Here is a 22,814-nt window from a genome sequence, read left to right as displayed (position 1 = left end):
TCTCCTCGACCGGATATGAACGGTCGTGCGAATCCCGTACGGGCAGGGCATAGAGTGGCGCGTGCCATCCGAGCCTGGGGGAGCCCGCATGTCGCGTGAGACCCGGACGTTCCGTCCGCTTCTGCTGCCGACCCGTCATCCCGCAGCTGCCATATCCCTGGTGCTGGGCGTGACCGCGGTCGTGGGCTGGGTGCTCGGGTGGCCGATGGGGTTCGACGACGCGGTGTACCGGGCCGGCGCCTGGGCCGTCCTGCACGGCAAGCCGCTGTACGAGCCGCTGGCGACCCTCCCGGACTGGTCGCAGGTGCGGCAGCTGCCCTTCACCTATCCGCCCGTCGCGGCCCTGCTGTTCACGCCGCTGACGCTCCTTCCGCTGCAGCTCGCGTGGGGGGTGATGGCCGTCGCCTCGACCCTGGCCCTGGCGTTCGTCGTGCGGACGCCCCTCGGGGTCGGGAAGGCCCGGTGGACGCCCGCCGCCGCGCTGACCCTGGTGGGGGCGTTCGCGCTGGAGCCGGTGTGGCGCACCTTCTCGCTGGGGCAGGTGAACCTGCTGCTGCTCGCGCTGGTCGTCGCGGACGCGCTGCTGCTGCCCCGCACCCGCTGGGGCGGGACGCTCATCGGGCTGGCCGCGGCCGTCAAACTGACGCCGCTGGTCTTCGTCGCGCACCTGCTGGTCACCGGACGCCGCGCGGACGCCGCGCGGGCGGTCGGCGTCTTCGTCGGGCTCAACCTGCTCGGCGCGCTGCTGCTCCCGGCCGACACCGTCAGCTACGTGACCGGGGGCATGACCGGCGGAGACGACGCCACCGGGAACGCCTGGGGCGGCAACCAGTCGCTCAACGGGCTCGTGCAGCGGCTGACGGGGCAGGCGAGCTGGGCCTTCGCCGTCGCGGCGACGGCGGCCTGCGTGTGCGTCGTCGTCGCGCTGCTCCTCGCGCGCAGGCTGCACCGCCGTGGCGAGGCGCTCGGCGCGCTGCTGGTCACCGGGTGCGCGGGCGCGCTGGCCAGCCCCATATCGTGGAGTCACCACTGGGTCTTCGTGGTCCCGCTGGCCGCCCTGCTGGTCCGTCAGGCGCGGCGCTCGTCGGCGCGTGGGCCGCGTCTGCTGCTGGGGGCGCTGGTGGCCGTCTTCAGCGGCTGGTCGCTCTTCGTCGTGCCCATCGGCGAGCAGCGCGAACTGACGTGGAATCCGCTGCAGATGCTGCTGGGCAACGCGTATGTGCTCGTGGGTGTGGCCGCGCTGGCGCTGCTGGCGTGGCGGCTGCTGCGTCCGGGGGCCGAACCGGCGCCGGCGTTGCCGGCGCTCTCGGCGGTGCGGATCAGCTTGCCCGGGGCTCGCCCTCCTGCGACCGGGCAGCCTGCCAGTCGGTCAGTGTCACGACGTCCTTGAGGAAGCCGCGCAGGTCCAGGAACTGCGACAGGTGGTCCTTGTGCTCGTCGCAGGCGAGCCAGGTCTTGCGGCGCTCGGGGGTGTGCAGCTTGGGGTTGTTCCAGGCCAGCACCCACGCGGCGTCGGCGCGGCAGCCCTTGGCCGAGCAGACGGGCTGATCCGGGGTCTCGGAGGCGAGGGTGTCGGAGCTCATGCCGACCACCCTAGTCCGCGCGGCGGGCAAGGCGATGCCGGGCAGCCACGGGGGGAGCCGCCCGGCATCGGTCCGTCGCTCCGACGGGGGATGCGGAGCGCGTCAGCAGTATGGCATGAAGGCATGTGCCGTTGGCCAGTGATCCCGGGAAACTAGTCCCGCCTCCGGCCAAGGCTCCGTCAGGGCTTGAGGCTGTCGGTGGTCGAGTCGTCGGCGCCCGCGCCGGGGCCCAGCGCGGGCGGCGGGCGGAAGTCGACGGCGAAGGACTCCGGCGCCTTCGGCGCGCCCTCCCGGCCGGCGTTGGCGAAGACGACGGCGAAGTAGGGGATGACCGTGCCGCCGACCAGCGCGACGATCGCCGCGATCCGCGACTCCTGCCAGAGCACCACGGCGAGTATCACGCAGACGGTGCGGACCAGCATGGAGAACATGTAGCGGCGCTGCCGCGCGCGCACGTCGTCGGTCAGGCTCGACCGCGCGCCGGTGATCCGGACCGCCTTCGCCTTGCCCATCCTGCCGTACCGCCCCTCAGCGCTCTGCGGGGCTCGCTCCCCCGTCGCTCCACCGTACGCCGCGGGCACCCGCCCGAGGAGAGGGGGGTGCCCGCGACATGCCGGAGAGGCCGGAAGGGTGCTACGACGCCTGGCTCACGGAGCTCATGTGGAAGTCCGCGACCCGCACCGGCGGCATCGCCGCGCGGGTGAACCAGTCGCCCCACTCGCGCGGCAGGCAGGGCTCGGTGCGGCCGACCTCGGTGATCCGGCCGAGCAGGTCCACGGGGGACTCGTTGAACCGGAAGTTGTTGACCGCGCCGGTCACCTCCCCGTTCTCGACCAGGTAGACGCCGTCACGGGTGAGGCCCGTCAGCAGCAGCGTCGCCGGATCCACCTCGCGGATGTACCACAGGCAGGTCAGCAGCAGGCCGCGCTCGGTGCGGGTGACCATCTCCTCCAGCGTCGGGCCGGCCTGCGGGTCGGCGCCCTCGAAGACGAGGTTGTCGATGGCGGGGCGGACCGGCAGTCCGGTCAGGCCCGCCGAGTGACGCGTGGTCAGCAGGTTGGTCAGCTCGCCGTCGCGGATCCAGTCCGTCGGGGCGAGCGGCAGGCCGTTGTCGAAGACCGAGCTGTCGCCGCCGGAGGCGTGCGCGACGACGAAGGGCGACGCCTCCAGGCCCGGGTAGGCCGGGTCGCTGCGCAGCGTCAGCGGCAGCCGGGCCAGCTTCTCGCCCAGCCGGGTCTGCCCGCCGGGCTTGGAGAAGACCGTGCGGCCCTCCTTGGCGTCGCGGCCGCCCGCCGACCAGCTCATGTAGATCATGAGGTCGGCCAGCGCCGAGGGCGGCAGCAGCGTCTCGTAGCGGCCGGCGGGCAGGTCCACCTTCCGCTCGGCCCAGGCCAGGCGCTGCGCGAGCTGCGCCTGGAGGGCCTCCACGTCCACGTCGCGGAAGTCGCGGGTGGCCGCGCCCGCCCAGGCGGAGGCGGACAGGTCGGCGGTCTTGGCGTTGAGCTCCAGGGTGCCGGAGGGCTGGTCGTGCCGGAGCCGGATGCCGGTGGAGGTGCCCAGGTAGGTCGAGGTGACCATGTGGTTCGCGAAGCCGTAGAGCAGCTGGCCGCTCTTGCGCGCCAGCGCGAACGCCTCGCCGAGCGCCGGCGCGAAGGCGGCGAAGACGTCGGCGGTGGTCTCGGCCGGGGCCTCGGTGAAGTCGGCGGAGGCCGGACCGTCGGCCGCGAGCAGGGGCTGGGCGTCCTCGGCCGGGCCCGCCGCCCGCGCGGCGGCCTCGGCGGCGCGGACCAGCGCCTCCAGGTCGTCCCTGGTGACGGCCTCGCGGGAGACGACGCCGGAGGCGGTGCCCTCCTGGCCGTCGACGGTGGCGACGACGGTGAGGGTGCGGCCGCGGGTGACGCCGTTGGTGGTGAGGCTGTTGCCCGCCCAGCGCAGGTTGGCCGTGGACTCCTCGTCGGCGATGACGACGCAGCCGTCGGCGCGGGACAGCTCCAGCGCGCGCTCGACCAGCTCGTGGGGCCGGGCGGAGTTCTGACCGGAGTTCTGTGCGGTCATCAGCGACCTGCCTCCTGCTGGGTGTTGAGCACGTTGACGGAGCGGAACAGGGCCGAGGGGCAGCCGTGCGAGACGGCCGCGACCTGGCCGGGCTGGGCCTTGCCGCAGTTGAACGCGCCGCCCAGCACGTAGGTCTGCGGACCGCCGACGGCCTCCATGGAGCCCCAGAAGTCCGTGGTGGTCGCCTGGTAGGCGACGTCCTTGACCTGTCCGGCCAGCCTGCCGCCGCGGATGCGGAAGAACCGCTGCCCGGTGAACTGGAAGTTGTAGCGCTGCATGTCGATCGACCAGGAGCGGTCGCCGACGATGTAGAGGCCGTCCTCGACGCCCGCGATCAGCCCGGCGGTGTCCGGGCCGTCGGCGGCGGGCCGGAGCGAGACGTTGGCCATCCGCTGCACCGGCACGTGCGCGGGGGAGTCGGCGAAGGCGCAGCCGTTGGAGCGGCCCAGGCCCTTCAGCTTCGCCATCCTGCGGTCGAGCTGGTAGCCGACGAGGGTGCCGTCCTTGACCAGGTCCCAGGTCTGCGTCCGCACGCCCTCGTCGTCGTAGCCGATCGTCGCGAGGCCGTGTTCGACGGTGCGGTCGCCGGTGACGTGCATCAAGTCCGAGCCGTAGCGCAGCGAGCCGAGCTTGTCGAAGGTGGCGAAGGAGGTGCCCGCGTAGGCGGCCTCGTAGCCCAGCGCCCGGTCCAGCTCGGTGGCGTGGCCGATCGACTCGTGGATGGTCAGCCACAGGTTGGACGGGTCGACCACCAGGTCGTAGCGTCCGGCCTCGATGCTCGGGGCCTTCATCTTCTCGGCCAGCAGCTCGGGCATCTCGGCCAGCTCGGCGTCCCAGTCCCAGCCGGTGCCGCGCAGGTACTCGAAGCCGCGGCCGACCGGCGGGGCGATGGTACGCATCGAGTCGAACGCGCCGGTCGCCTCGTCGACGGAGACGGCCTCCAGCTCCGGGTGCACCCGGACGCGCTGCTGGGTGGTGGTGGTGCCCGCCGTGTCGGCGTAGAACTTGTTCTCCTGCACGGCCAGCAGCGAGGCCGTCACGTGCGAGACGCCCTGGGCGTCCAGCAGGCGGCGGCTCCAGTCGGCCAGCAGCGCGACCTTCTCCGCGTCCGGTACGTCGAAGGGGTTCTCCTCGTAGGCCGAGACCCAGCTGACGTCGCCGTAGGCTGGCTCCTCGGCCAGCTCGACGGTCTCCTCGCTGAGCACCCCGGAGAGCCTGGCCACGGCCACGGCCTGGTCGGCGACCCGGGCGACGGCCTCCGGCGTCAGGTCCACGCCCGCGGCGAAGCCCCAGGCGCCGTCGACGACCACGCGCACCGCGTAGCCGAGCTGCATCGAGTCCGAACCGCCCGCCGGGCGCGCGTCGCGCAGGCGCAGCGAGGCGCTGCGCACCCGCTCGAGGCGGAAGTCGGCGTGGCTGACGCCGAGCGCCCGGGCCCGGCTGAGCGCTGCGTCGGCGAGGGGCCGCAGCGGCAGGGCGAGGAAGGAGTCGTCCATGCCTGGCGATGTCCGCGACATCGGTCTCCTCTGAAGGGGTCGAGGGAAGATTTGCTGGTACGCATCCTGCCCCGAACCGCGCGTTCCGTGCGTGCGACTGTCGGAAGCCGACAGATACCACCGCGCTGCGCTGTGGAGGGTCGATTCGCCCACGCCGTCGTGGAGCGGATAGCGTCGCAATGTCCGCGAGATCGCTGCACGTGAGAGAGGTATGCCTGTGAGCCGGTCGGTTCTGGTCACCGGAGGCAACCGGGGCATCGGCCTCGCCATCGCCCGCGCCTTCGCCGAGGCGGGCGACAAGGTCGCCGTCACCTACCGTTCCGGTGAGCCGCCGGAGGGTCTGCTGGGCGTCAAGTGCGACATCACCGACTCCGAGCAGGTCGAGCAGGCCTTCAAGGAGATCGAGGCCGCGCAGGGCCCCGTCGAGGTGCTGGTCGCCAACGCCGGCATCACCCGCGACACCCTGCTGCTGCGCATGTCCGAGGAGGACTTCAGCGCCGTCCTCGACACCAACCTCACCGGCACCTTCCGTGTCGTCAAGCGCGCGACCAAGGGCATGCTGCGCGCCCGCAAGGGCCGCGTCGTGCTCATCTCGTCCGTGGTGGGCCTGCTGGGCTCCGCGGGCCAGGCCAACTACGCGGCCTCCAAGGCCGGTCTGATCGGCTTCGCCCGCTCGGTGGCGCGTGAGCTGGGCTCCCGCAACATCACCTGCAACGTCGTCGCCCCCGGCTTCGTCGACACCGACATGACCGCGGTGCTGAGCGACGACCGCCGCGCCGAGATCGTCTCGCAGGTCCCGCTGGGCCGCTACGCCTCTCCGGCCGAGATCGCCTCGGCCGTCCGCTTCCTCTCCTCGGACGAGGCCGCATACATCACCGGAGCCGTCATCCCCGTGGACGGCGGATTGGGAATGGGTCACTGATCACCATGAGTGGAATCCTCGACGGAAAGCGCGTCCTGGTCACCGGCGTGCTGATGGAGTCCTCCATCGCCTTCCAGGTCGCCAAGCTGGCCCAGGAGCAGGGCGCCGAGGTCATCCTGACCGCGTTCCCCCGCCCGAGCCTGACCGAGCGCATCGCCAAGAAGCTGCCGAAGCCCACCAAGGTGCTGGAGCTGGACGTCACCAACGCCGAGCACCTCGCGTCCGTGGAGGACGCCGTGCGCGCGGAGCTGGGCGGCCTCGACGGTGTCGTCCACTCGATCGGCTTCGCGCCGCAGGACGCCCTGGGCGGCAACTTCCTGAACACCCCGTGGGAGTCGGTCGGCACGGCCATGCACGTCAGCGCGTTCTCGCTGAAGTCGCTGGCGATGGCCTGCCTCCCGCTGATGCCGGCCGAGGGCGGCTCCATCGTGGGCCTGACCTTCGACGCGACGGTGGCCTGGCCGCAGTACGACTGGATGGGCCCGGCGAAGGCCGCGCTGGAGTCGACCTCCCGCTACCTCGCCCGCGACCTGGGGAAGCAGAACATCCGCTGCAACCTGGTCTCGGCCGGCCCGATCAAGTCCATGGCGGCGAAGTCCATCCCCGGCTTCGAGCAGCTGGCCGACACCTGGAACGTCCGCAGCCCGCTGGAGTGGGACGTGACGGACCCGGAGCCGGCCGCGCGCGGCGTCGTCGCGCTGCTGTCGGACTGGTTCCCGAAGACGACGGGCGAGATGATCCACGTCGACGGCGGCCTGCACGCCATCGGCGCGTAGGCACGACCTGGCAGCACCGGGTCGAAGGGCGCGGGGAGCCTTGCTCCCCGCGCCCTTCGCCTTCACTGCTCGCCTTCACTGCTCGCCTTCACTGCTCGCCTTCACTGCTCGCCTTCACTGCTCGCCTTCACTGCGCGTTCACAGCGAGCCCGTGTAGAGCAGGGCGAGCAGCTTGCCGTCCTCGTCGTGGGCCTCGAAGCAGAGCGCCGACTCGTCGAGCACCGGGAACGCCAGGACGTTGGCACCGGTCTCCTCGTCGGCCACGACGCTCACCCAGGCCGCGCCCGACGTGCCGAGCTCCGACTCGACGTGGGCCACGAAGGCGTCCAGGTCCGCGAACCCCTTCGGCGGGGTGCCGCCCGGCCGGAACGAGTCCATCGCGGTCGAGTCCCACAGGAAGCCGGTCGCGGCGCCCAACGGCTGCCAGTCCTCGGCCGCGTCCTCGAAGCCCGCCCCGCCTATCGCCCCCGGGTCGGCCAGCGGGACGAACACCATGGTGACGAACGTCGAGGTGTCGCCGCTCTCCTGGTCCGTGCGCCGGACCGTGCCGATGTAGACGGGGTACTCGCCCGGCGGCACGTCGCCGCACTCGTACCACTCCGGCGGCTCCGGGCAGCTGAACACCACGCTCCCGGCGACCGTCAGGTCACCGGCGCGCTGGAACTCCTCGGGGCGGTCCCACTCCTGGACGTGCTCGTCCGCCAGCCGCCGCAGCAGCGTGTCGATCTCCATGGACTCCATGGACGCAGATCCTGCCAGGCGCCACCGACAGCGGGCGTGTCAGCTCCGGCACTGCTGGAGGGCGTTCGCCGCCTCCGCCGCCGCGCGTTCGGCGTCGCCGTCGCGGATCGCGTCGAGGATGCCGGCGTGGCTCACGTACCGGTGCTCCTCCAGGACCGGGCCGACCGTCTGCCGCAGCTCCGCGCGCAGGACCTCGCCGAGGTCGGCGTAGAGGTCCGACAGCACGCGGTTGTGGGAGGCGGCCATGACCGCCTGGTGGAAGGCCGCGTCGTTGAGCACGAAGGCCTCGGCGTCGCCCGAACTCCAGGCCTCCTCGCGGCGGTTCAGCGCGGTGCCGAGCAGGCGCAGGTCCTGCGCGGTGCGGCGGGTGGCGGCGAGGCGGGCCGCGGCGGCCTCCAGCGCCAGGCGCAGCTCCGTCACCTCGGACTTCTCCGCCTCCGCGAAGCGGCGGTGCATTACGCCCGCCAACTCGCTGGTGGCCAGCACGTATGTGCCGGAGCCCTGGCGGATGTCGAGCAGGCCGTTGTGCGCGAGGGCGCGCACGGCCTCGCGGACCGTGTTGCGGGCGACGCCGAGGCGTTCGACGAGCTCCGCCTCGGTGGGGATGCGGGAGCCGACGGGCCACTCGCCAGAGGTGATCTGCGCGCGCAGCTGCGAGATCACCTGATCGGCCAGCGGCTCGCGCCGGGGCGTCGTGAGGGCCATGTCACTCCTGATCCGTTCGTTTCCGATCCTGACACATCATCCCGCTCCGATCGGGGCGGGAAAACCGTTCTCCGGATTCATCCCATGATTGTATGATCCCCTCATGCCTGCCGAGTCGTCCACCGCGCCTGCCGCCGCGCCCCTCACATCCGCCCGGAAGAACCCCACGTCGCCCGCCGCTTCCCCCGTCGCCGCGCCGTCGCCCGCCGCCAGGGTCCGCGTCCGGTGGCTGCTCGCGCTCGCCCTCGCGGTCGCCGCGTTCAACCTGCGCCCCGCCGTGGCCGCGCTCGGGCCGCAGCTGGACCAGGTGCGCGGCTCGCTGCACATGAACGCCGGCGTGGCCGGTCTGCTGACCGCGCTGCCCTCGCTCTGCTTCGCGCTCGTCGGCCTCGCCGCCCCGCACCTCGCGCGCAGGCTCGGGCCCGCCGTCACCGTCTGCTTCGGCATGGGCGCGATCACCCTCGGCGTCGCCGCGCGTTCGTTCGCCCCGAACAGCGCCGCCTTCCTGCTGCTGAGCGCGCTCGCGCTGGCGGGAATCGCGGTGTCGAACGTGCTGATGCCGGTGCTGGTCAAGCGCTACTTCCCGGACCGGATCGGCCCCGTCACCGGCCTCTACTCGATGTCGCTGGCGCTCGGCACCTCCGTCGCGGCCGCCGTCGCGGTGCCGCTGACCAGCGCGCTGGGCGGCGGCTGGCGGGTCGGGCTCGGGGTCTGGTCGGGCGCGGCGGCCGTCGCCCTGGTGCTCTGGCTGGCGCAGGCGGCGATGCTGGGCCGCGACGGCGCCGGGGCGCCGAGCGCCCACGCACCGCGCATCCGGATCACCCGCAGCCCCACCGCCTGGCTGCTCGGCGTCTTCTTCGGCCTCCAGGCCACCGCCGCCTACGCGACCATGGGCTGGCTGCCGCAGATCTTCCAGGACTCCGGCATCTCCGCCACCGAGTCCGGCCTGCTGCTCGCCGTCACCATGGCCGTCGGCGCGCCGCTGTCCTTCCTGATCCCCTCGCTGGCCGCGCGGCTGCCGCACCAGGGTCCGGTCGCGGCCGTCCTCGCCGCCTGCGGGCTCGCCTCCTACGCCGGGCTGGCCTTCGCGCCCGGGGCCGCGCCGTGGCTGTGGGCGCTGCTGCTGGGCATCGCCAACTGCGCCTTCCCGCTCGTGCTCACCATGATCGGGCTGCGTTCGCGCACCTCCGAGGGCGTCGCCAAGCTGTCCGCCTTCGTCCAGGGCGTCGGCTACCTGATCTCGGTGCCCGGCCCGGTCCTGATCGGCGTGCTCTACCAGCGCGAGCACGGCTGGCACGGCGCACTGGCGCTGCTCGCCGGGCTGATGGCGGTCCAGCTGGTGCTCGGCCTGCGTGCCGGACGACCCCGGCAGATCGAGGACGAGGTGTGAGTGGCACACTCGTCGTCATGCCAGTTCTCGAACCGAACCCCACCGGCGGCAACAAGAAGCTGCTCCAGATGTTCGCGCTGATCGGCGCGATCCTCGTGGTCATCGGCATCATCGCGACGATCGCGTCCAACATGGGGTGAGCCCCTGCCGGTTCGTCCTGATTCTGGGAAGCTGGCAGTCATGAGCGTCGACACGACCCGCACGATCATCGTCCTCCGGCACGCGAAGGCCGACTGGCCCGCCGTGCCCGACCACGAGCGGCCGCTGGCCGACCGCGGCCGCAAGGACGCCCCGACCGCCGGCCAGTGGCTGGCGGTCGCGGGCATCACGCCCGACCTGGCCCTCTGCTCGACGGCCACGCGCACCCGGGAGACCTGGAAGCTCTTCGCGCACGAGCTGCCGCAGCGCCCCCGCACCGTCTACGACGACCGGCTGTACGAGGCCGCGCCGGGCCTGCTCATCGAGATCCTCCAGGAGCTGCCGGAGGACGTGCACACCGTCCTGCTCGTCGGGCACAACCCCGGCGTCCAGGGCCTGGCGGAGATCCTCTCCGGCGAGTTCGACGACGACTCCCTGACCCGCCTGCGCGCCACCGGCTTCCCGACCGCCGGGGTCGCGGTGATCGACGTCCCCGGCCCGTGGAAGGCCCTCGAACCGGGCGTCGGCCGCCTCCGCGCGTTCCACGCGCCGGTCGAGTGACGCGTCCCCGAGGCTGACGCAGGGCGCGATCCCCCGGCTCCGGCGACGGAGACGGGGGATCCGCTGTTTCAGGCGCGTCCGAACTCACCCGAACAGGTGAGTGGACGAACCGTTTCGTTCGCTACAGCGAACCCTTGCCCGCCGCGTCCGACCCGGCCGGGCGCTGCTCCAGCACGGTGACGTCCGCGGGCCGCTCCCGCAACGCGTCCAGCTCCGGCCCGAGCCGCGCCAGCACCTCGCCCTTCGCGTGCGCGTCGAGATCGGCCCGCGAGGCCCACTTCTCAATCACGACGATCGAGGCGCCGTCGGTGTGCAGCGCGTACAGCTCGCATCCGGGCTCGGCGTGCACGGCGTCGACGTACGCGCCGTAGACGGCGAGCGCATCCTCCAGCTTGCCGGGCTTCGGGTGCACCACGGCGGTGACGACGACGGACATCGGCGGTTCTCCTTCGGTTGCGGCCGGCTCCTGCCATTCCTGTCGGGGCCAACCGCGCCCGTCCCGGTGGTGTTCCCGACCTCAGCCGAGGGGGTCCGCCAGCGCCCATCCCCCGGCCAGCATCGCGTCCACCGCCGTGAGCGCCCGGCCGAGCCGTTCCTCGCGGTCGCCGCGCAGTTCGAGCCAGGGGACGCCCTGGGCGGCCAGGACGGCGCGGAAGCGTTCGTGCATCCACGGCCGGATGTCCTCGCCGTCGCGCAGGCCGTCGTCGTGGAAGGCCACCCCCTCGGGCGAGGTCAGCAGGTAGAGCGCCCGCGGCGGGACGGCCTCGGCGAAGGCGCGCACGGCGGGGGAGGTGGCGCCGAGGTAGCGCTCCTGCCAGACCGTGGTCGCCAGGGCGTCGGTGTCGCAGACCAGCACCGGCCCGCCGTCACGGGCCGCACGCTGCTCGGCCTCCAGCTGTCGGCGGCAGACGAGGTCGAAGTCCCGGTCGTCCCAGTCGAGGTCGAAGACGGTCGGTTCCGGGGCGGCGGCCGCGCGGGCCCGGCCCCGGGCGGCGGCCAGCTTCGCCGCCGTCAGTTCCCGCCCGTACTCGGGCACCCAGCGGGTGGCGCCGTGTACGCCGCCCCGGGCCCGCAGGGCGGCGGCCAGGTCGCGGGAGAGCGTCGTCGTCCCGGTGGACTCGGCGCCCAGCACCACCACGCGGCGCGCGAACCAGGCGCGTACGGGCGGGGCGAGCTGGTCCCAGGCGGCGACCGGGTCCTCGCGGACCTTGGTGCCGGAGACCGGGAAGGTGTCCCGTCCGGTGTCCAGGAGCACGGCCGTGGCGCCGAAGCGGTCGGCGAGTTCCAGCCCGTACGGCTCCGAGCTGAACACCGCGTCCACGAGGGGCTGGTGGCCGGCCAGCCGCACGCCGTCGCGCATCAGGGCGACATGGCCGGACCAGATCTCGTCGCTGTCGTAGTCCACGGTGAGGTCGTCCGCCACGCCCGCCACCCGCACGTGCGGCTCGTCGGTCCAGAACTCCCGGATCCAGCCGACGCGTTCGGCCAGCGGGACGGACTCGACGTCGGCGGCCATCACCACGACGGTGACGCGCTCGCAGGCGTCCGCGGCGCTGCGGATCAGGAAGTGGTGGCCGGCGTGCGGCGGGTAGAACTTGCCGATCACGAGCCCGTGCCGGAACCGCCCGCTCATGCCGACACCGCCACGGCCGCCGGGGCGGTCGGGGCGCCCTGAGCCCTGAGCCGACGCTGCCAGTCACGGAGACCGACCAGGCACATGGCCAGGAAGAGGCAGTAGACGATGGCCGTGAGGTCGAGCCGCTTGACGGCGTAGAGGGGGATGTAGACCAGGTCGGCGGCGATCCAGAAGTACCAGTTCTCCACCTGCTTGGCGTTCAGCAGCCACTGTGCGGCGAGCGACAGCGCGGTGGTGAGCGCGTCCCAGAACGGCGCGATGTCGTGCGCCTGCCGGAGCACCACGGTCAGTCCCCAGGCGGCGGGCACGACCAGGGCGACGAGCACCAGAAGGGTGCGTGGTGCGGCGTGCCCCATCGCCCGCCGGGAGCGCTGCGCGCCGCCGCGCAGCCACTGCCACCAGCCGAGCGCGCCGAGGACGAGGTAGACCACCTGGAGCGAGGCGTCGGCGTACAGCGCGGCGTTCCAGAACAGCACCAGGAAGAAGATGTTGTTGGCGATGCCGGTCGGGAAGTTCCAGATCGTCGCCCGGACGCAGAGCCAGACGCAGACCGCGCCGGTCACGAACCCGAGCAGCTCCGCCCAGGTGACGGCGTCCTCGCCGAGGTGGAAGAGAACGTGGTTGAGCACGTCCATGGTGATCGCCTCCATTAATGTCAGAGTGACGATAATGGAGGCGGTCACCGTGCGCAATCCCCGTGGGCGCCGCGCGTAGGCTGGCGCCCATGGAGATCTGGATCAATCCCCGCTGCTCGAAGTGCCGCGTCGCGATCGGCGAGCTGGACGCCGCCGGTGCGCAGTACACCGTGCGCCGCTACCTGGAGGAGCCGCCGAGCGTCGCCGAGCTGGAGGCGGTGCTGGAGCGGCTCCACCTGGAGCCGTGGGACATCACCCGCACCGACGAGCAGGCGGCCAAGGACCTCGGGATGAAGGACCGTGAGGCCTGGCCGCGCGACGCCTCCGGGCGGGCGCGGTGGATCGCGGCGCTCGCGGATCACCCGGTGCTGATCCAGCGTCCGATCATCACCGCCGACGACGGCACGACGGTCGTCGGCCGCACCGAGGAGGAGCTCGCCAAGGTGCTGCCGAAGTCCTGAGCGCGGCCGGCGCTAGGAGCAGGCGGGGGCCCAGAGGTGCTGCGGGAAGGTGCGGCCGTCGCTGGTCCGCGAGCTCACCATGAGGTTGAGTTCGGTCCCCGCGGTGGGCGTGACGGTGAAGCTGAGGGTCGCGTTGCCGTTCGTGTCGAACGAGCCGGTCTGGCCCTGGGTGTAGCCGGTGCTGCCGCCGTCGGTCCAGTAGTCCACCCAGGCGGGCATGCCCGCGTACGCGGCGCCGGTGAGGTTCTTGTTGTCCGGGCCCGCGTGCACGGTGACCGTCTCCCAGGGGAGGCGGATGATGCCGCCGTGCAGGACGTAGATGTAGCGGACGCCGCACGTCGCGGTGGCCGACGCCGACGAGAAGGGCCAGGAGCTGGCGGAGAACACGGCCGAGGACGGCGAACCGCCCGCGACGCAGCCCGTCAGCGGCGCCGTGAAGGTGTCGGTGTCCTGCGGCTCCGCCGGGGAGCTCCAGAACCCGGTCACCTTGAGGCTGAGGCTGTCCGCGGCGCTCGAGTCGGGGACCGCGAAGGTGAAGGTGGTGTTGTGCCGGCTCGCGTCGAAGCTCTGCCCCGAGCTGCCGGTGCGGGTGACGACGTTGCCGGGCGCGACGTCGCTGTAGGCGACGATCACGCCGGTGGAGGTGAGGCCGTTCTGCGGCCCCAGGTTCTCCACGTTGACCGTGATCTCGTCGGTCGGGACCCCGCCGACGGTGGTGCAGTGCTGGTCGAAGTAGGTGGACATGGGCGCGTCGAGGCCGGCGTGGGCGGCGGGCGCGAACACGGCCGAGGCCGCCAGGAAACCGCCGGTCGCGGTGAGCGCCGCCAACGCCGTACGCCGACGGCGCCTGCCGCCGCCGGACTGCCGCACTGCGTCGGACTGCCGCACTGTGTCGGACGGTTCGGATGAAGACATGTTTCCCCCCGGGATCGGGCCGGTGATCAGGACATGAGCCCGCTCGGCTGCCGCGCCGAACGATCCGCTCAACGGCCCTGACGCAGGGGGCGGCGTGGCGGTTGCTCCGGGCCGCGCCGACCACCGTCGAGCGCGCCGCGACCTTGCGGGTGTGGGCCAGGTCACATGCGGTGATGTCACGGGCGGGAGGGTTCGGTCGTCTCGGGGGTGTAGGCACTCACGAGTACGGAGGAACACACCATGGACGCGCGACTCGACTTCTTCGCCGCTCCCGTCTCCGGCAAGGCCCTCAAGCACTTCATGGCCGCGGGCAAGATCATCAGGGAGTCGGGGCTGCCGGTCACGCTGCAGGAGCTCGTCTCGACCCGGGTGAGCCAGATCAACGGCTGCGCCGTGTGCCTGGACATGCACGCCAAGGAGGCGCTCGCGGCCGGCGAGAGCCCGGTGCGGTTGGCGCTGGTGGCCGGGTGGCGGGAGGCCGCCGTCTTCAGCGAGGCCGAGCGGGCCGCGCTCGCTCTCGCGGAGGAGGGGACCCGGGTCGCGGACGCGGCCGAAGGGGTCGGCGACGGGGTGTGGGAGAACGCCGCCCGGCACTTCGACGCCGACCAGCTCACCGCGCTGGTGATCCACATCGGGTTCATGAACATGGTGAACCGGATGAACATCATCACCCGGCAGCCGTGCGTCGGCGACTACGTCGCCGGGCAGTTGCACTGAGACAGAGGCAGAACAGGGCAGGGCAGGCGGGCCGGGGAAAAGGGAAAGGACGGCGGAATGAGCAAGGTCGAGGAGTTCGCGGAGCTGCGGCCGCTGCTGTTCTCCATCGCCTACCGGATCCTCGGCAGCGTCGGCGAGGCCGAGGACGCGGTCCAGGAGTCCTGGCTGCGCTTCGAGGCCACCGACACCGAGCCGAGGTCGACCAAGTCCTTCCTCTCCGCGGTGGTCACCCGGATCTCCATCGACGTGCTGCGCTCCGCCCGGGTCCAGCGGGAGGAGTACATCGGGCCGTGGTTCCCCGAGCCGCTGCTCGTCGACCCGTACCAGGACCCGGCCCGCTCGGCCGAGCTGGCCGACTCCGTCTCGACAGCGGCGCTGTTGCTGCTGGAGCGGCTCAGCCCGCTGGAGCGGGCGGTCTTCGTGCTGCGTGAGGTGTTCGACTTCGGCTTCCCCGAGATCGCCTCCGCCGTCGGACGCTCCGAGGAGGCCTGCCGCCAGCTCGTGGTGCGGGCCCGGCGTCACATGAACGCCGGCCGGCCCCGCTTCGAGGCCGACCGCAAGGAGCGTGAGGAACTCGCCGCGCGGTTCTTCGACGCGCTGCGCGAGGGCGACGTCGAGGGCCTGCGGCACCTGCTCGCCGCCGACGTCTCCATGGTCGGCGACGGCGGCGGCAAGGCTCCGCAGCTGGCTCGGGCGATCATGGGCGCCGACAAGGTGGCCCGGCTGCTGGCCGCCGTCTTCCCGGGTCTGGCCCGGCTCGGTCTCACGACCGAGCCCCACGCGATCAACGGCCAGCCGGGCGCGATCGTCCGCGACCGCGACGGGAAGGTGTTGCACACTCTCGAACTGGACGTGCTCGACGGGCAGATCCAGGCGATCCGCATCGTGCTCAACCCCGACAAGCTGGGCCACGTCGGCCCGGTCGCGGACGCCTGGGAGGTCTCCCGCGAGTTCCGGGAGGCCCGCCAGTCCGGGAACCGCCCCTCCGGGAACCGCCCGTCCGGCAACCGCCCCTCCGGGAGTCGCTAGTCCGCGGTGGCGATCAGCGTCTCCAGCTTCACGTCCGGGTTGCCCCGGACGAAGCTGTTCAGCTGCCACTTGTCGCCGAACAGCGCGAGCATCGCGTTGTCGCTGCGGCGGGTCAGCGGCTCGCCGGTGACCAGGCGGGCCTTGTTCAGCACGTCCGCGCCGGCCGCGTCGGTGACGCGGGCGAGCGAGTAGGGCAGGCGCTCCAGCACGATCGGCGAGGAGAACTCGTGCTCCATGCGGTGCAGCACGACGTCGAACTGCATGGGGCCGACGGCGGCCAGCACCGGGGCCTGGTCGCCGCGGCGGTCCGAGGTGAGGACCTGGACGACGCCTTCCTCGTCCAGCTGCGAGATGCCCTTGCGGAACTGCTTGCTGCGGCTGATGTCCTTCGGGCGGGCCACGGCGAAGTGCTCGGGGGCGAACGCCGGCAGCGGCGGGAACTCGGCCTTCTTGCCGACGAAGAGTGTGTCGCCGACCCGCAGCGCGGTCGCGTTGATCAGGCCGACCACGTCGCCGGGGTAGCAGATGTCGGCGACGGTGCGCTCCGCGCCGAAGACGGTGTGCGCGTACTTGGTCGCCAGCGAGCGGCCGGAGGCGGCGCGGGTCACGTTCATGCCGCGCTCGAAGACGCCGGAGCAGACGCGGATGAACGCGATGCGGTCGCGGTGGGCCGGGTCCATGTTGGCCTGGATCTTGAACACCACGCCGGAGAACTCCTCCTCCACCGGGCGGCGGTCGCCGTTGGCCATCTCGCGCGCGTCGGGGGAGGGGGCCAGGTCCACGACGGCGTCGAGCAGCAGCCGGACGCCGATGTTGGTGAGTGCGGAGCCGAAGAAGACCGGGGTGATCTTGCCCTCGCGGAAGGCCTGCGGGTCCCAGCCCGGCCCGGAGTCGAGCGCGAGCTCCAGCTCCTCCAGCGCGGTCGGCCACAGCTCGCCCTCGACGGTCTCGGCCGCGGCGGCGTCCATCCGCTCCTCCACGGCCTCGTGGGTGCCGCCGGGGACGCGGGTGTACTTCAGGAACTGCTCGGTGTCCGCCGCCTCGACCAGGCCGCGGAAGTTGCCCGCGTTGCCGACCGGCCAGACCTGCGGGACGGGCGTGATCTCCAGGATGTTCTGGATGTCGTCCAGCAGCTCCAGCGCCTCGCGACCACGGCGGTCCCACTTGTTGATGAAGGTGATCACCGGCACGCCGCGGTGGCGGCAGACCGAGAAGAGCTTGCGGGTCTGCTCCTCCAGACCCTTGGCCGCGTCGACCAGCATGATCGCGCAGTCGACCGCGGACAGCACGCGGTAGGTGTCCTCGGAGAAGTCGGCGTGGCCGGGGGTGTCGACGAGGTTCATCACGTGGTCGCGGTGCCCGAACTGCAGCGCTGCGGAGGTCACCGAGATGCCTCGGTCCCGCTCCAGCTCCATCCAGTCGGACGTGACGCCCTTGCGCCCGCCCTTGCCGTGCACGGCGCCGGCCGAGGTGATCGCCTGCGCGTGCAGCGCCAGCGCCTCGGTCAGCGTCGACTTGCCGGCGTCGGGGTGCGAGATGACGGCGAAGGTGCGGCGGCGCGAGGCCTCCTGCAGAACCTGGGCAGCGGTGGCGGGGGAGTCGGTGCTCACGTCGTTCCTCAGGTCCTTCGCACGGTCTCGTTCTACGGCATGCCGTTCGGGGCAACCGCACCACTCTACCTGCCCGGCCGGGCGGAGCGGGCTCGGATGCGGAGCGGGCTCGGATACAGTGGGCCAAGATCCGCGACGCACAATGGGGGAGCGCCGATGGTTGAGTCGTATGTGTTCGAACAGACCTGGGAGAGCGAGCGGGATCGCCTGGCTTCGCTGGAGGCCGTCTACGACGGCCCGACCAGGGAGCGGCTCGCGGCGCTGGGCGTCGGCGAGGGGTGGCGCTGCCTGGAGGTGGGGTGCGGAGCCGGGAGCGTCGCACGCTGGCTCGCGGAGCGGGTCGGCGGCACCGGCCGGGTGCTGGCCGTGGATCTGGATCCGCGTTTCGCGCTCGGCGTGGACGTTCCCGGCCTGGAGGTGCGGCAGCACGACCTGATGGCCGATCCGCTGCCGGAGGGCGCGTTCGATCTGGTGCACGCCCGTGCGGTGGTGGAGCACATCCCGGAGCGGGACGAGGCGCTGCGGCGCCTGGTGGCCGCCGCCCGCCCCGGCGGCTGGGTGGTGCTGGAGGACTTCGACGTCGAGGGCCCGATGGCCGACGCGGTGGCGCGGTACTGGCCGTCCGGCTCCGAGGAGTTGGCGGGGCGGCTGTTCCGGGCGCTGGAGGCGGCGTTCACCGCGGCCGGAGTGGACGCCGGATATGGACGTCGGCTGCCCGAGGCGCTGGCGTCGGCCGGGCTGGTCGAGGTGGCCGCGCGGGTGCACGCTCCGCTGCTGCCCGGGGGCACGGCCTTCCTCGGGCTGACCCTGCGCAGGCTTCGGCCGCGCCTGGTCGGCACCGGTCTGCTGACCGATGCCGACCTCGACGCGACGATCGAACTGACCGAACGTCAGGGCGTCATGCACGTGCCCAACTTCATGGTCACGGCCTGGGGTCGACGGGTCGGCTGAGTCGGGGTCGCAGCTGCTGGGCGCACTGGCGGGTGAGGTCCAGGATCAGCTGGACCACCTCGGGCGCCGCGCCGGCGCTGCCCGTCCCGTACGGGGTGGCGTCGGTGTACGCCTGCCGGACCAGCCGGACATGGCGGCCGCGGAAGGTGATCAGCGTCCGCAGGATCCGGGCGACCGCGTCCGCCGAGCGCAGCAGCTGGGCGTCCGGCTCCGGCCCGGCGCCGCGCAGCCGCTCGACCAGGGCGGTGACCACCGAGGCGCCGCTGACGTGCTTGCGGTAGAGCCGGCCCCAGTCGGGCAGGCCGTACTCGACCAGTTCCTCCTGGAGCGCGGCCTGGACGGGATCGGGCCGGTCGCAGGACCAGAGCAGGTGGTCCACGAGGTACAACGGCACATGGGCCGCCGCCGGCCCGTAGTAGCGGTGCCCGTCGATCAGGACGTCCTCCATGTACGGGCGCAGGCGGGCCGCGAAGAAGGCGGACGGGTCGACCTCCCGGGCCACCCGTCCGATCATCTCGGGCAGCACCGCCAACCGCTGGTCCGCGGCGGCGCAGACCTCCGCGAACTCGGGCCCGGCCGGGTCGAGTTCGGTGAGCTCCGCGAGGTGGAGCGCCGCCTGCTCGATGGCGGGGGCGGTGCGGAGCACCGAGTCGATCAGAACGTGCTCCTCCGCCGCTCCCAGGTACATCCGGCGCCGGGGCCCGGTCGGATTCCACGGGCCGTAGTGCAGCACGGTGTCGCGGGGCGCCATGCCGACCGCGGCGCCGAGATCCAGCAGTAACGGCTGTGCCCGCGGTACGGCGCTCAGCGGTTCCACTTCGTGCCTGCGCAGCGAGCCGAGCAGCATCCCCAGGTCCCGCATGGCGGCCAGCCGGTCCCCGGTGGTGCCGATTTCGGCGTGTGCGGCGGCGTCGGCCAGATCCCCCAGCATGCGGGCCAGCGTTTCGGTGTCCGCGCGTGCGTTGACCTCGGGCAGTGCGGCCAGCAGGTCGTCCGCCCTCAGCGGGTCCCGCACGGCGACATCGAGGCAGAACGAATCAGTTAATTGCACAATCCCAACCTCCCCCAGTTGATCACACTCTCGCACAGGTGTGCGTGCAATTCATGTGATTGCGAACGGAACTGGGGGAGGAATGCGCCATTCCGAGGTCGGGACTTATTCGGAGCGGCTGTTCCGCTACGAACTGCGTATGGAAGAGGAGTCGGGAAGGTCAGGCCCGGGACGTTCCGAGGAACCGCAGCACGGCCAGGACGCGGCGGTGGTCCGCGTCGACCACGGGCAGGTCGAGCTTGGCGAAGATGTTGTTGATGTGCTTCGCCACGGCGCTCTCACTGACCACCAGCGCCTGCGCGATGCCGGCATTGGAACGCCCTTCGGCCATCAGGCCGAGCACCTCCCGTTCGCGGGGGGTCAGCCGCGCGAGCGGGTCGCTGTCGCGCCGCAGCAGCAACTGGGCGACGACCTGAGGGTCCAGGGCCGTGCCCCCGTCCGCCACTCGCCGGACCGCCGCCACGAAGTCGGCGACATCGGCAACCCGCTGCTTGAGCAGGTAGCCCACACCGCTGGTGTTCGCGGACAGCAGGTCGGCCGCGTACCGCTCCTCCACGTACTGCGAAAGCAGCACCACCGGCGTCCCCGGCCAGCGCCGACGGATCTCCATCGCCGCCCGCACCCCCTCGTCGGTGAAGCCGGGCGGCATTCGGACGTCGATCAAGGCGAGTTCGGGCCGGTGCTCCGCCACTGCCGCCAACAGCCCCTCGGCGTCGCCGGCTTCCGCGGCGACCTGGAACCCGCCCATCTCCAGCACCTTGATCAGGCCGACCCGCAACAACACCGAATCCTCGGCGATCACCGCGCGCACGGCAGCTCCGCGGTGACGGTGGTGGGCCCGCCGACGGGGCTGCTGACGTGGAAGGCCCCGTCGAGGGAGCCGACCCGCTTGGCCAGCCCGGTCAGCCCCGTGCCGACGGCGGCGTCGGCACCGCCCAGCCCGTCGTCGGTCACGCGCACGCGCAGCACCTCGCCGACCTGACGGACGGTCACCTCCGCGCGCATCGCGTTGGCGTGCTTGGTTGCATTGGTCAGCGCCTCAGAGATCACGAAGTACGCGACCGACTCCACGTCGGGCGCCACCCGGTCCTCCAGATCGACCCGCAGCCGCACCGGCAGGGGCGTGCGGGCAGCCAGCCCGGACAACGCCGCGTCCAGACCTCGGTCTTCGAGCACGGCCGGGTGCAGCCCCCGCACCAGGTCGTTGAGTTCGACGATCGCCTCCTTCGCCTCCAGATGCGCTCTCGCGATCACCTCACGGGCATCACTCGGCAGGTCCGGGCGGGTGGCCATGGCCAGACCCAGGTTGACCGCGAGGGAAACCAACCGCTGCTGGGTGCCGTCGTGCAGGTCGCGCTCGATCCGGCGGCGCTCCGCGTCGACGGCCTCGATCAAGTCGGTCCGGCTCACGGCCAGCTGATCGACCCGCTCCTGGAGCCGCTGCGCCCGGCTGGGCCCGAGCAGGCCCAACGCCAGCCGCGCCTCGGCCCCGGCCACTGCCCGCGCGGTCCAGGGCAGGGTGCACAGGAGGAGGAGTCCAGCCGCCGTGTAAGCCGGCAGCTGGGTCGGGTAGCCGAACCAGTCCTGGCGGATTCCGGTGGGCAGCGCCCATGACCAGGTGCAGGCGATGACGCCCGCCAGGCACGCCGCTGCCTCCGCGAGCACCAGCAGCTCCAGCAGCGCGAGCAGCGGGCCCAGCAGGAGGTGGTAGCCGATCCTGCGCCACGGCCGCGTCGCCGTGAGCCACCGGGCGGTCGAGGCCCACGTCCGTTGTTCCGGCGCGGTGGGGGTGAGCCGGGGGACGTCCACACCGATGAGCACCCGGTAACGAGCCCGATGAACGGCCGTCAGCACCGGGGTGCCGAGCAGGACCAGGACGGCCGACACGGAAACCGTGAGGAGCCAGTTCCCCGTCCTGGCGGTCGTCGTCGTCGCCGCCCAGGCCCACACGGGCACCAGCGCCAGGTGCGGCAGCACACCAGCGGCAAGAAAGCCGGTGTCCCGCCGCGCCCGGAGGACCGTGCGTCTCAGTCCTGCTGGAATCGTCATGCCACGACGCTAGGGCACCGCAGGAGGACGGTGCCATGAATCCTGTACCCGGTCCCATGGTGAACCTAGGTACTCCAACTGTGTGGTCACCGCCGCCGGGCACCACGCGGTCAGGCGCACTGGCTAGAAGACCACCAGTGAGCGGCCGCCCTTGCCCTCGCGCATGCGGTCGAAGGCGGCCGGGATGTCGTCCAGGGCGATCCGGTCCGTGATGAGGGCGTCGAGGTCGAGGCGGCCCGCGCGGACGTGGTCGGCGAGGATCGGGACGTCGCGCTCCGGGACGCCGTCGCCGTAGACGCAGGCGGTCAGGGTGCGGGCGAAGTGGAAGATCTCCAGGGCGTTGAAGGCGACCTGGTCGTCCTTGGAGCCGATGCCGACGACGGTGGTGCGGCCGCCGCGGCGGGTGGAGTTCCAGGCGGCGCGGATCGTGGCGGAGCGGCCCACGCACTCGAAGGCGTGGTCGGCGCCGTGTCCGCCGGTGAGCTTGCGGACGGTCTTGGCCGTCTGCTCGTCGGCGAGGACGAAGTCCGTCGCGCCGTGACGGCGGGCCAGCTCCTCCTTCTCCGGCGTGACGTCCACCGCGACGACCGGCCCCGCCCCGGCGATCCGCAGCCCCTGGAGCACGGCCAGACCGACGCCGCCCAGGCCGAAGACGACGGCGGACTCGCCCTCGCGCACCCGCGCGGCGTTGTGGACCGCGCCGTAGCCCGTCAGCACCGCGCAGCCGAGCAGCGCGGCGGCGTCCAGCGGGACCCCCTGCGGGAGGGGGATGATCGCGCTCTGCGAGACCACCGTCTCCTCGGCGAAGGCGGCGACGCCGAGGCCGGGATACACGTCGGAGCCGTCGCTCGCACGGCTCGCGTACGTCTCGACGGAGGCGGCGTAGGAGTTCTCGCACAGCCAGGGCTCGCCGAGCCCGCACAGGTGGCAGTGCCCGCAGGCCGGCGCCCAGTTCAGTACGACCGAGTCGCCGGGGGCGACCTTCGTGACGCCCTCGCCGACGGCGACGACGGTGCCCGCGCCCTCGTGGCCGAGCACGACCGGGGTCGCGGCGCGGAGCACGCCGGTGGCGAGCGACAGGTCGGAGTGGCACACGCCGGCGGCGGCGAGCTTCACCCGCACCTGGCCGGGCCCGGGGTCGGGCAGGCTGATCTCGGTGAGTTCGAGGGCTGCGCCCACGGAGGGGAGCAGGGCGGCGCGGACCGTCGTCGGCACGAGGGGGGAGCCTTTCTGATCATCGGATGGTTGCCCCATCTGGGGGCGCGAGGAGCTGCGTGAGCAACCACCCTGTGCGGATGGCCCCGCGCGTTCGGCGCGCTACGGAGGTGGGTGGGTGGCTTGTCGCGCCCACGCGGCGCAGCCGCAGCCGCATATCGGCGGTTCCTCGCGCCCT

25 protein-coding genes are annotated in these 22,814 nt (G+C 72.5%); 10 read left to right on the top strand and 15 right to left on the bottom strand.

The window, feature by feature from the left end; translation table 11 throughout:
• Positions 1-88: 88 nt before the first annotated feature.
• Entirely contained in the window at positions 89-1,390 is a 1,302-nt protein-coding gene (locus TR50_RS03055) for a glycosyltransferase 87 family protein (RefSeq protein ID WP_042413611.1), read from the top strand.
• Here TR50_RS03055 and TR50_RS43900 read toward each other — a convergent pair.
• The 4 genes from TR50_RS43900 to TR50_RS03035 all read right to left on the bottom strand — a co-directional run bounded on the left by TR50_RS43900 (position 1,320) and on the right by TR50_RS03035 (position 5,134).
• The gene (locus TR50_RS43900) at positions 1,320-1,583 is read right to left on the bottom strand and encodes a hypothetical protein (RefSeq protein ID WP_042413608.1); all 264 of its coding nucleotides are present in this window, start codon (positions 1,581-1,583) and stop codon (positions 1,320-1,322) included. The two genes, TR50_RS03055 and TR50_RS43900, sit on opposite strands and share 71 nt — an antisense overlap.
• A gap of 179 nt (positions 1,584-1,762) precedes the next feature.
• Entirely contained in the window at positions 1,763-2,095 is a 333-nt protein-coding gene (locus TR50_RS03045; RefSeq protein ID WP_042413605.1) for a DUF3099 domain-containing protein, read from the bottom strand.
• 121 nt (positions 2,096-2,216) lie between these two features.
• Positions 2,217-3,638: a TldD/PmbA family protein gene (locus tag TR50_RS03040; protein ID WP_042413604.1), complete on the bottom strand. Its 1,422-nt coding sequence runs from the start codon at positions 3,636-3,638 to the stop codon at positions 2,217-2,219.
• Positions 3,638-5,134: a TldD/PmbA family protein gene (locus TR50_RS03035; RefSeq protein ID WP_042413601.1), complete on the bottom strand. Its 1,497-nt coding sequence runs from the start codon at positions 5,132-5,134 to the stop codon at positions 3,638-3,640. The genes TR50_RS03040 and TR50_RS03035 overlap by 1 nt, the downstream gene beginning before the upstream one ends.
• A 217-nt stretch (positions 5,135-5,351) precedes the next feature.
• On the opposite strand from TR50_RS03035, the gene fabG reads away from it, so the two are divergent.
• Positions 5,352-6,056, top strand: a complete 705-nt coding sequence (gene fabG / locus TR50_RS03030) for a 3-oxoacyl-[acyl-carrier-protein] reductase (protein WP_042413598.1) — start codon at positions 5,352-5,354, stop codon at positions 6,054-6,056.
• A 5-nt stretch (positions 6,057-6,061) separates the two neighbouring features.
• On the top strand, positions 6,062-6,832 hold the full coding sequence (gene fabI / locus TR50_RS03025; RefSeq protein WP_042413595.1) for an enoyl-ACP reductase FabI: 771 nt from the start codon (positions 6,062-6,064) through the stop codon (positions 6,830-6,832).
• Between the two features lie 138 nt (positions 6,833-6,970).
• Here fabI and TR50_RS03020 read toward each other — a convergent pair whose 3' ends face one another.
• Both TR50_RS03020 and TR50_RS03015 read right to left on the bottom strand, forming a co-directional pair.
• Positions 6,971-7,573 (bottom strand): hypothetical protein, encoded by a 603-nt coding sequence (locus TR50_RS03020; protein WP_042413592.1) that lies wholly within the window; start codon positions 7,571-7,573, stop codon positions 6,971-6,973.
• Positions 7,574-7,612: 39 nt separating this feature from the next.
• On the bottom strand, positions 7,613-8,278 hold the full coding sequence (locus TR50_RS03015) for a FadR/GntR family transcriptional regulator (RefSeq protein ID WP_042413589.1): 666 nt from the start codon (positions 8,276-8,278) through the stop codon (positions 7,613-7,615).
• Positions 8,279-8,381: 103 nt separating this feature from the next.
• On the opposite strand from TR50_RS03015, the gene TR50_RS03010 reads away from it, so the two are divergent.
• From TR50_RS03010 to TR50_RS03005, 3 genes are read left to right on the top strand one after another with little or no spacing between them, the layout of a single operon-like run.
• Positions 8,382-9,668 (top strand): CynX/NimT family MFS transporter, encoded by a 1,287-nt coding sequence (locus tag TR50_RS03010; RefSeq protein WP_042413585.1) that lies wholly within the window; start codon positions 8,382-8,384, stop codon positions 9,666-9,668.
• 17 nt (positions 9,669-9,685) lie between these two features.
• Entirely contained in the window at positions 9,686-9,808 is a 123-nt protein-coding gene (locus tag TR50_RS49640) for an SGM_5486 family transporter-associated protein (protein WP_268874044.1), read from the top strand.
• A gap of 40 nt (positions 9,809-9,848) precedes the next feature.
• Positions 9,849-10,367, top strand: coding sequence for a SixA phosphatase family protein (locus TR50_RS03005; protein WP_042413583.1), 519 nt, complete (start codon positions 9,849-9,851; stop codon positions 10,365-10,367).
• Positions 10,368-10,488: 121 nt separating this feature from the next.
• Here TR50_RS03005 and TR50_RS03000 read toward each other — a convergent pair whose 3' ends face one another.
• The 3 genes from TR50_RS03000 to pnuC all read right to left on the bottom strand — a co-directional run bounded on the left by TR50_RS03000 (position 10,489) and on the right by pnuC (position 12,653).
• A complete protein-coding gene (locus tag TR50_RS03000; RefSeq protein ID WP_042413580.1) occupies positions 10,489-10,803 on the bottom strand; it encodes a putative quinol monooxygenase in 315 nt (104 codons plus the stop codon).
• An 81-nt stretch (positions 10,804-10,884) separates the two neighbouring features.
• A complete protein-coding gene (locus tag TR50_RS02995; protein ID WP_042413577.1) occupies positions 10,885-12,000 on the bottom strand; it encodes an AAA family ATPase in 1,116 nt (371 codons plus the stop codon).
• Positions 11,997-12,653 (bottom strand): nicotinamide riboside transporter PnuC, encoded by a 657-nt coding sequence (pnuC, locus tag TR50_RS02990; RefSeq protein WP_042413573.1) that lies wholly within the window; start codon positions 12,651-12,653, stop codon positions 11,997-11,999. The genes TR50_RS02995 and pnuC overlap by 4 nt, the downstream gene beginning before the upstream one ends.
• Positions 12,654-12,727: 74 nt before the next feature.
• On the opposite strand from pnuC, the gene TR50_RS02985 reads away from it, so the two are divergent.
• Positions 12,728-13,099: an ArsC/Spx/MgsR family protein gene (locus TR50_RS02985; protein WP_042414408.1), complete on the top strand. Its 372-nt coding sequence runs from the start codon at positions 12,728-12,730 to the stop codon at positions 13,097-13,099.
• 12 nt (positions 13,100-13,111) lie between these two features.
• Here TR50_RS02985 and TR50_RS02980 read toward each other — a convergent pair whose 3' ends face one another.
• The gene (locus tag TR50_RS02980; protein WP_152648224.1) at positions 13,112-14,014 is read right to left on the bottom strand and encodes a hypothetical protein; all 903 of its coding nucleotides are present in this window, start codon (positions 14,012-14,014) and stop codon (positions 13,112-13,114) included.
• Between the two features lie 240 nt (positions 14,015-14,254).
• Between TR50_RS02980 and TR50_RS02975 the strand changes: the two genes are divergently transcribed.
• Together TR50_RS02975 and TR50_RS02970 are read left to right on the top strand one after the other, a co-directional pair.
• Positions 14,255-14,731: a carboxymuconolactone decarboxylase family protein gene (locus tag TR50_RS02975; RefSeq protein ID WP_042413568.1), complete on the top strand. Its 477-nt coding sequence runs from the start codon at positions 14,255-14,257 to the stop codon at positions 14,729-14,731.
• A gap of 57 nt (positions 14,732-14,788) precedes the next feature.
• A complete protein-coding gene (locus TR50_RS02970; RefSeq protein ID WP_042413565.1) occupies positions 14,789-15,760 on the top strand; it encodes an RNA polymerase sigma-70 factor in 972 nt (323 codons plus the stop codon).
• Here the strand turns inward: TR50_RS02970 and TR50_RS02965 are convergent.
• Positions 15,757-17,370 carry a peptide chain release factor 3 gene (locus tag TR50_RS02965; protein WP_042413563.1) on the bottom strand — a complete coding sequence of 538 codons (1,614 nt, stop codon included), beginning with the start codon at positions 17,368-17,370 and terminating at the stop codon, positions 15,757-15,759. The genes TR50_RS02970 and TR50_RS02965 overlap by 4 nt on opposite strands.
• Before the next feature lie 156 nt (positions 17,371-17,526).
• Here TR50_RS02965 and TR50_RS02960 point away from each other — a divergent pair, with 156 nt between their 5' ends.
• Complete coding sequence (locus TR50_RS02960; protein ID WP_042413559.1) at positions 17,527-18,321, top strand: methyltransferase domain-containing protein; 795 nt, start codon at positions 17,527-17,529, stop codon at positions 18,319-18,321.
• On the opposite strand, the gene TR50_RS02955 is transcribed toward TR50_RS02960, so the two are convergent.
• From TR50_RS02955 to TR50_RS02940, 4 genes are all read right to left on the bottom strand, one after another.
• Entirely contained in the window at positions 18,293-19,372 is a 1,080-nt protein-coding gene (locus TR50_RS02955) for a monodechloroaminopyrrolnitrin synthase PrnB family protein (RefSeq protein ID WP_152648223.1), read from the bottom strand. The genes TR50_RS02960 and TR50_RS02955 overlap by 29 nt on opposite strands.
• Before the next feature lie 160 nt (positions 19,373-19,532).
• Positions 19,533-20,183, bottom strand: coding sequence for a response regulator (locus tag TR50_RS02950; protein WP_042413556.1), 651 nt, complete (start codon positions 20,181-20,183; stop codon positions 19,533-19,535).
• Entirely contained in the window at positions 20,171-21,421 is a 1,251-nt protein-coding gene (locus TR50_RS02945; RefSeq protein ID WP_042413546.1) for a sensor histidine kinase, read from the bottom strand. Before TR50_RS02945 ends, TR50_RS02950 begins: the two co-directional genes overlap by 13 nt.
• 123 nt (positions 21,422-21,544) lie before the next feature.
• Complete coding sequence (locus tag TR50_RS02940; RefSeq protein ID WP_042413543.1) at positions 21,545-22,675, bottom strand: Zn-dependent alcohol dehydrogenase; 1,131 nt, start codon at positions 22,673-22,675, stop codon at positions 21,545-21,547.
• Positions 22,676-22,814: the final 139 nt, after the last annotated feature.

Source organism: Streptacidiphilus anmyonensis, assembly GCF_000787855.1.
Taxonomy (GTDB): Bacteria; Actinomycetota; Actinomycetes; order Streptomycetales; family Streptomycetaceae; genus Streptacidiphilus; species Streptacidiphilus anmyonensis.
This window is presented reverse-complemented; position numbering and strand designations above follow the sequence as displayed.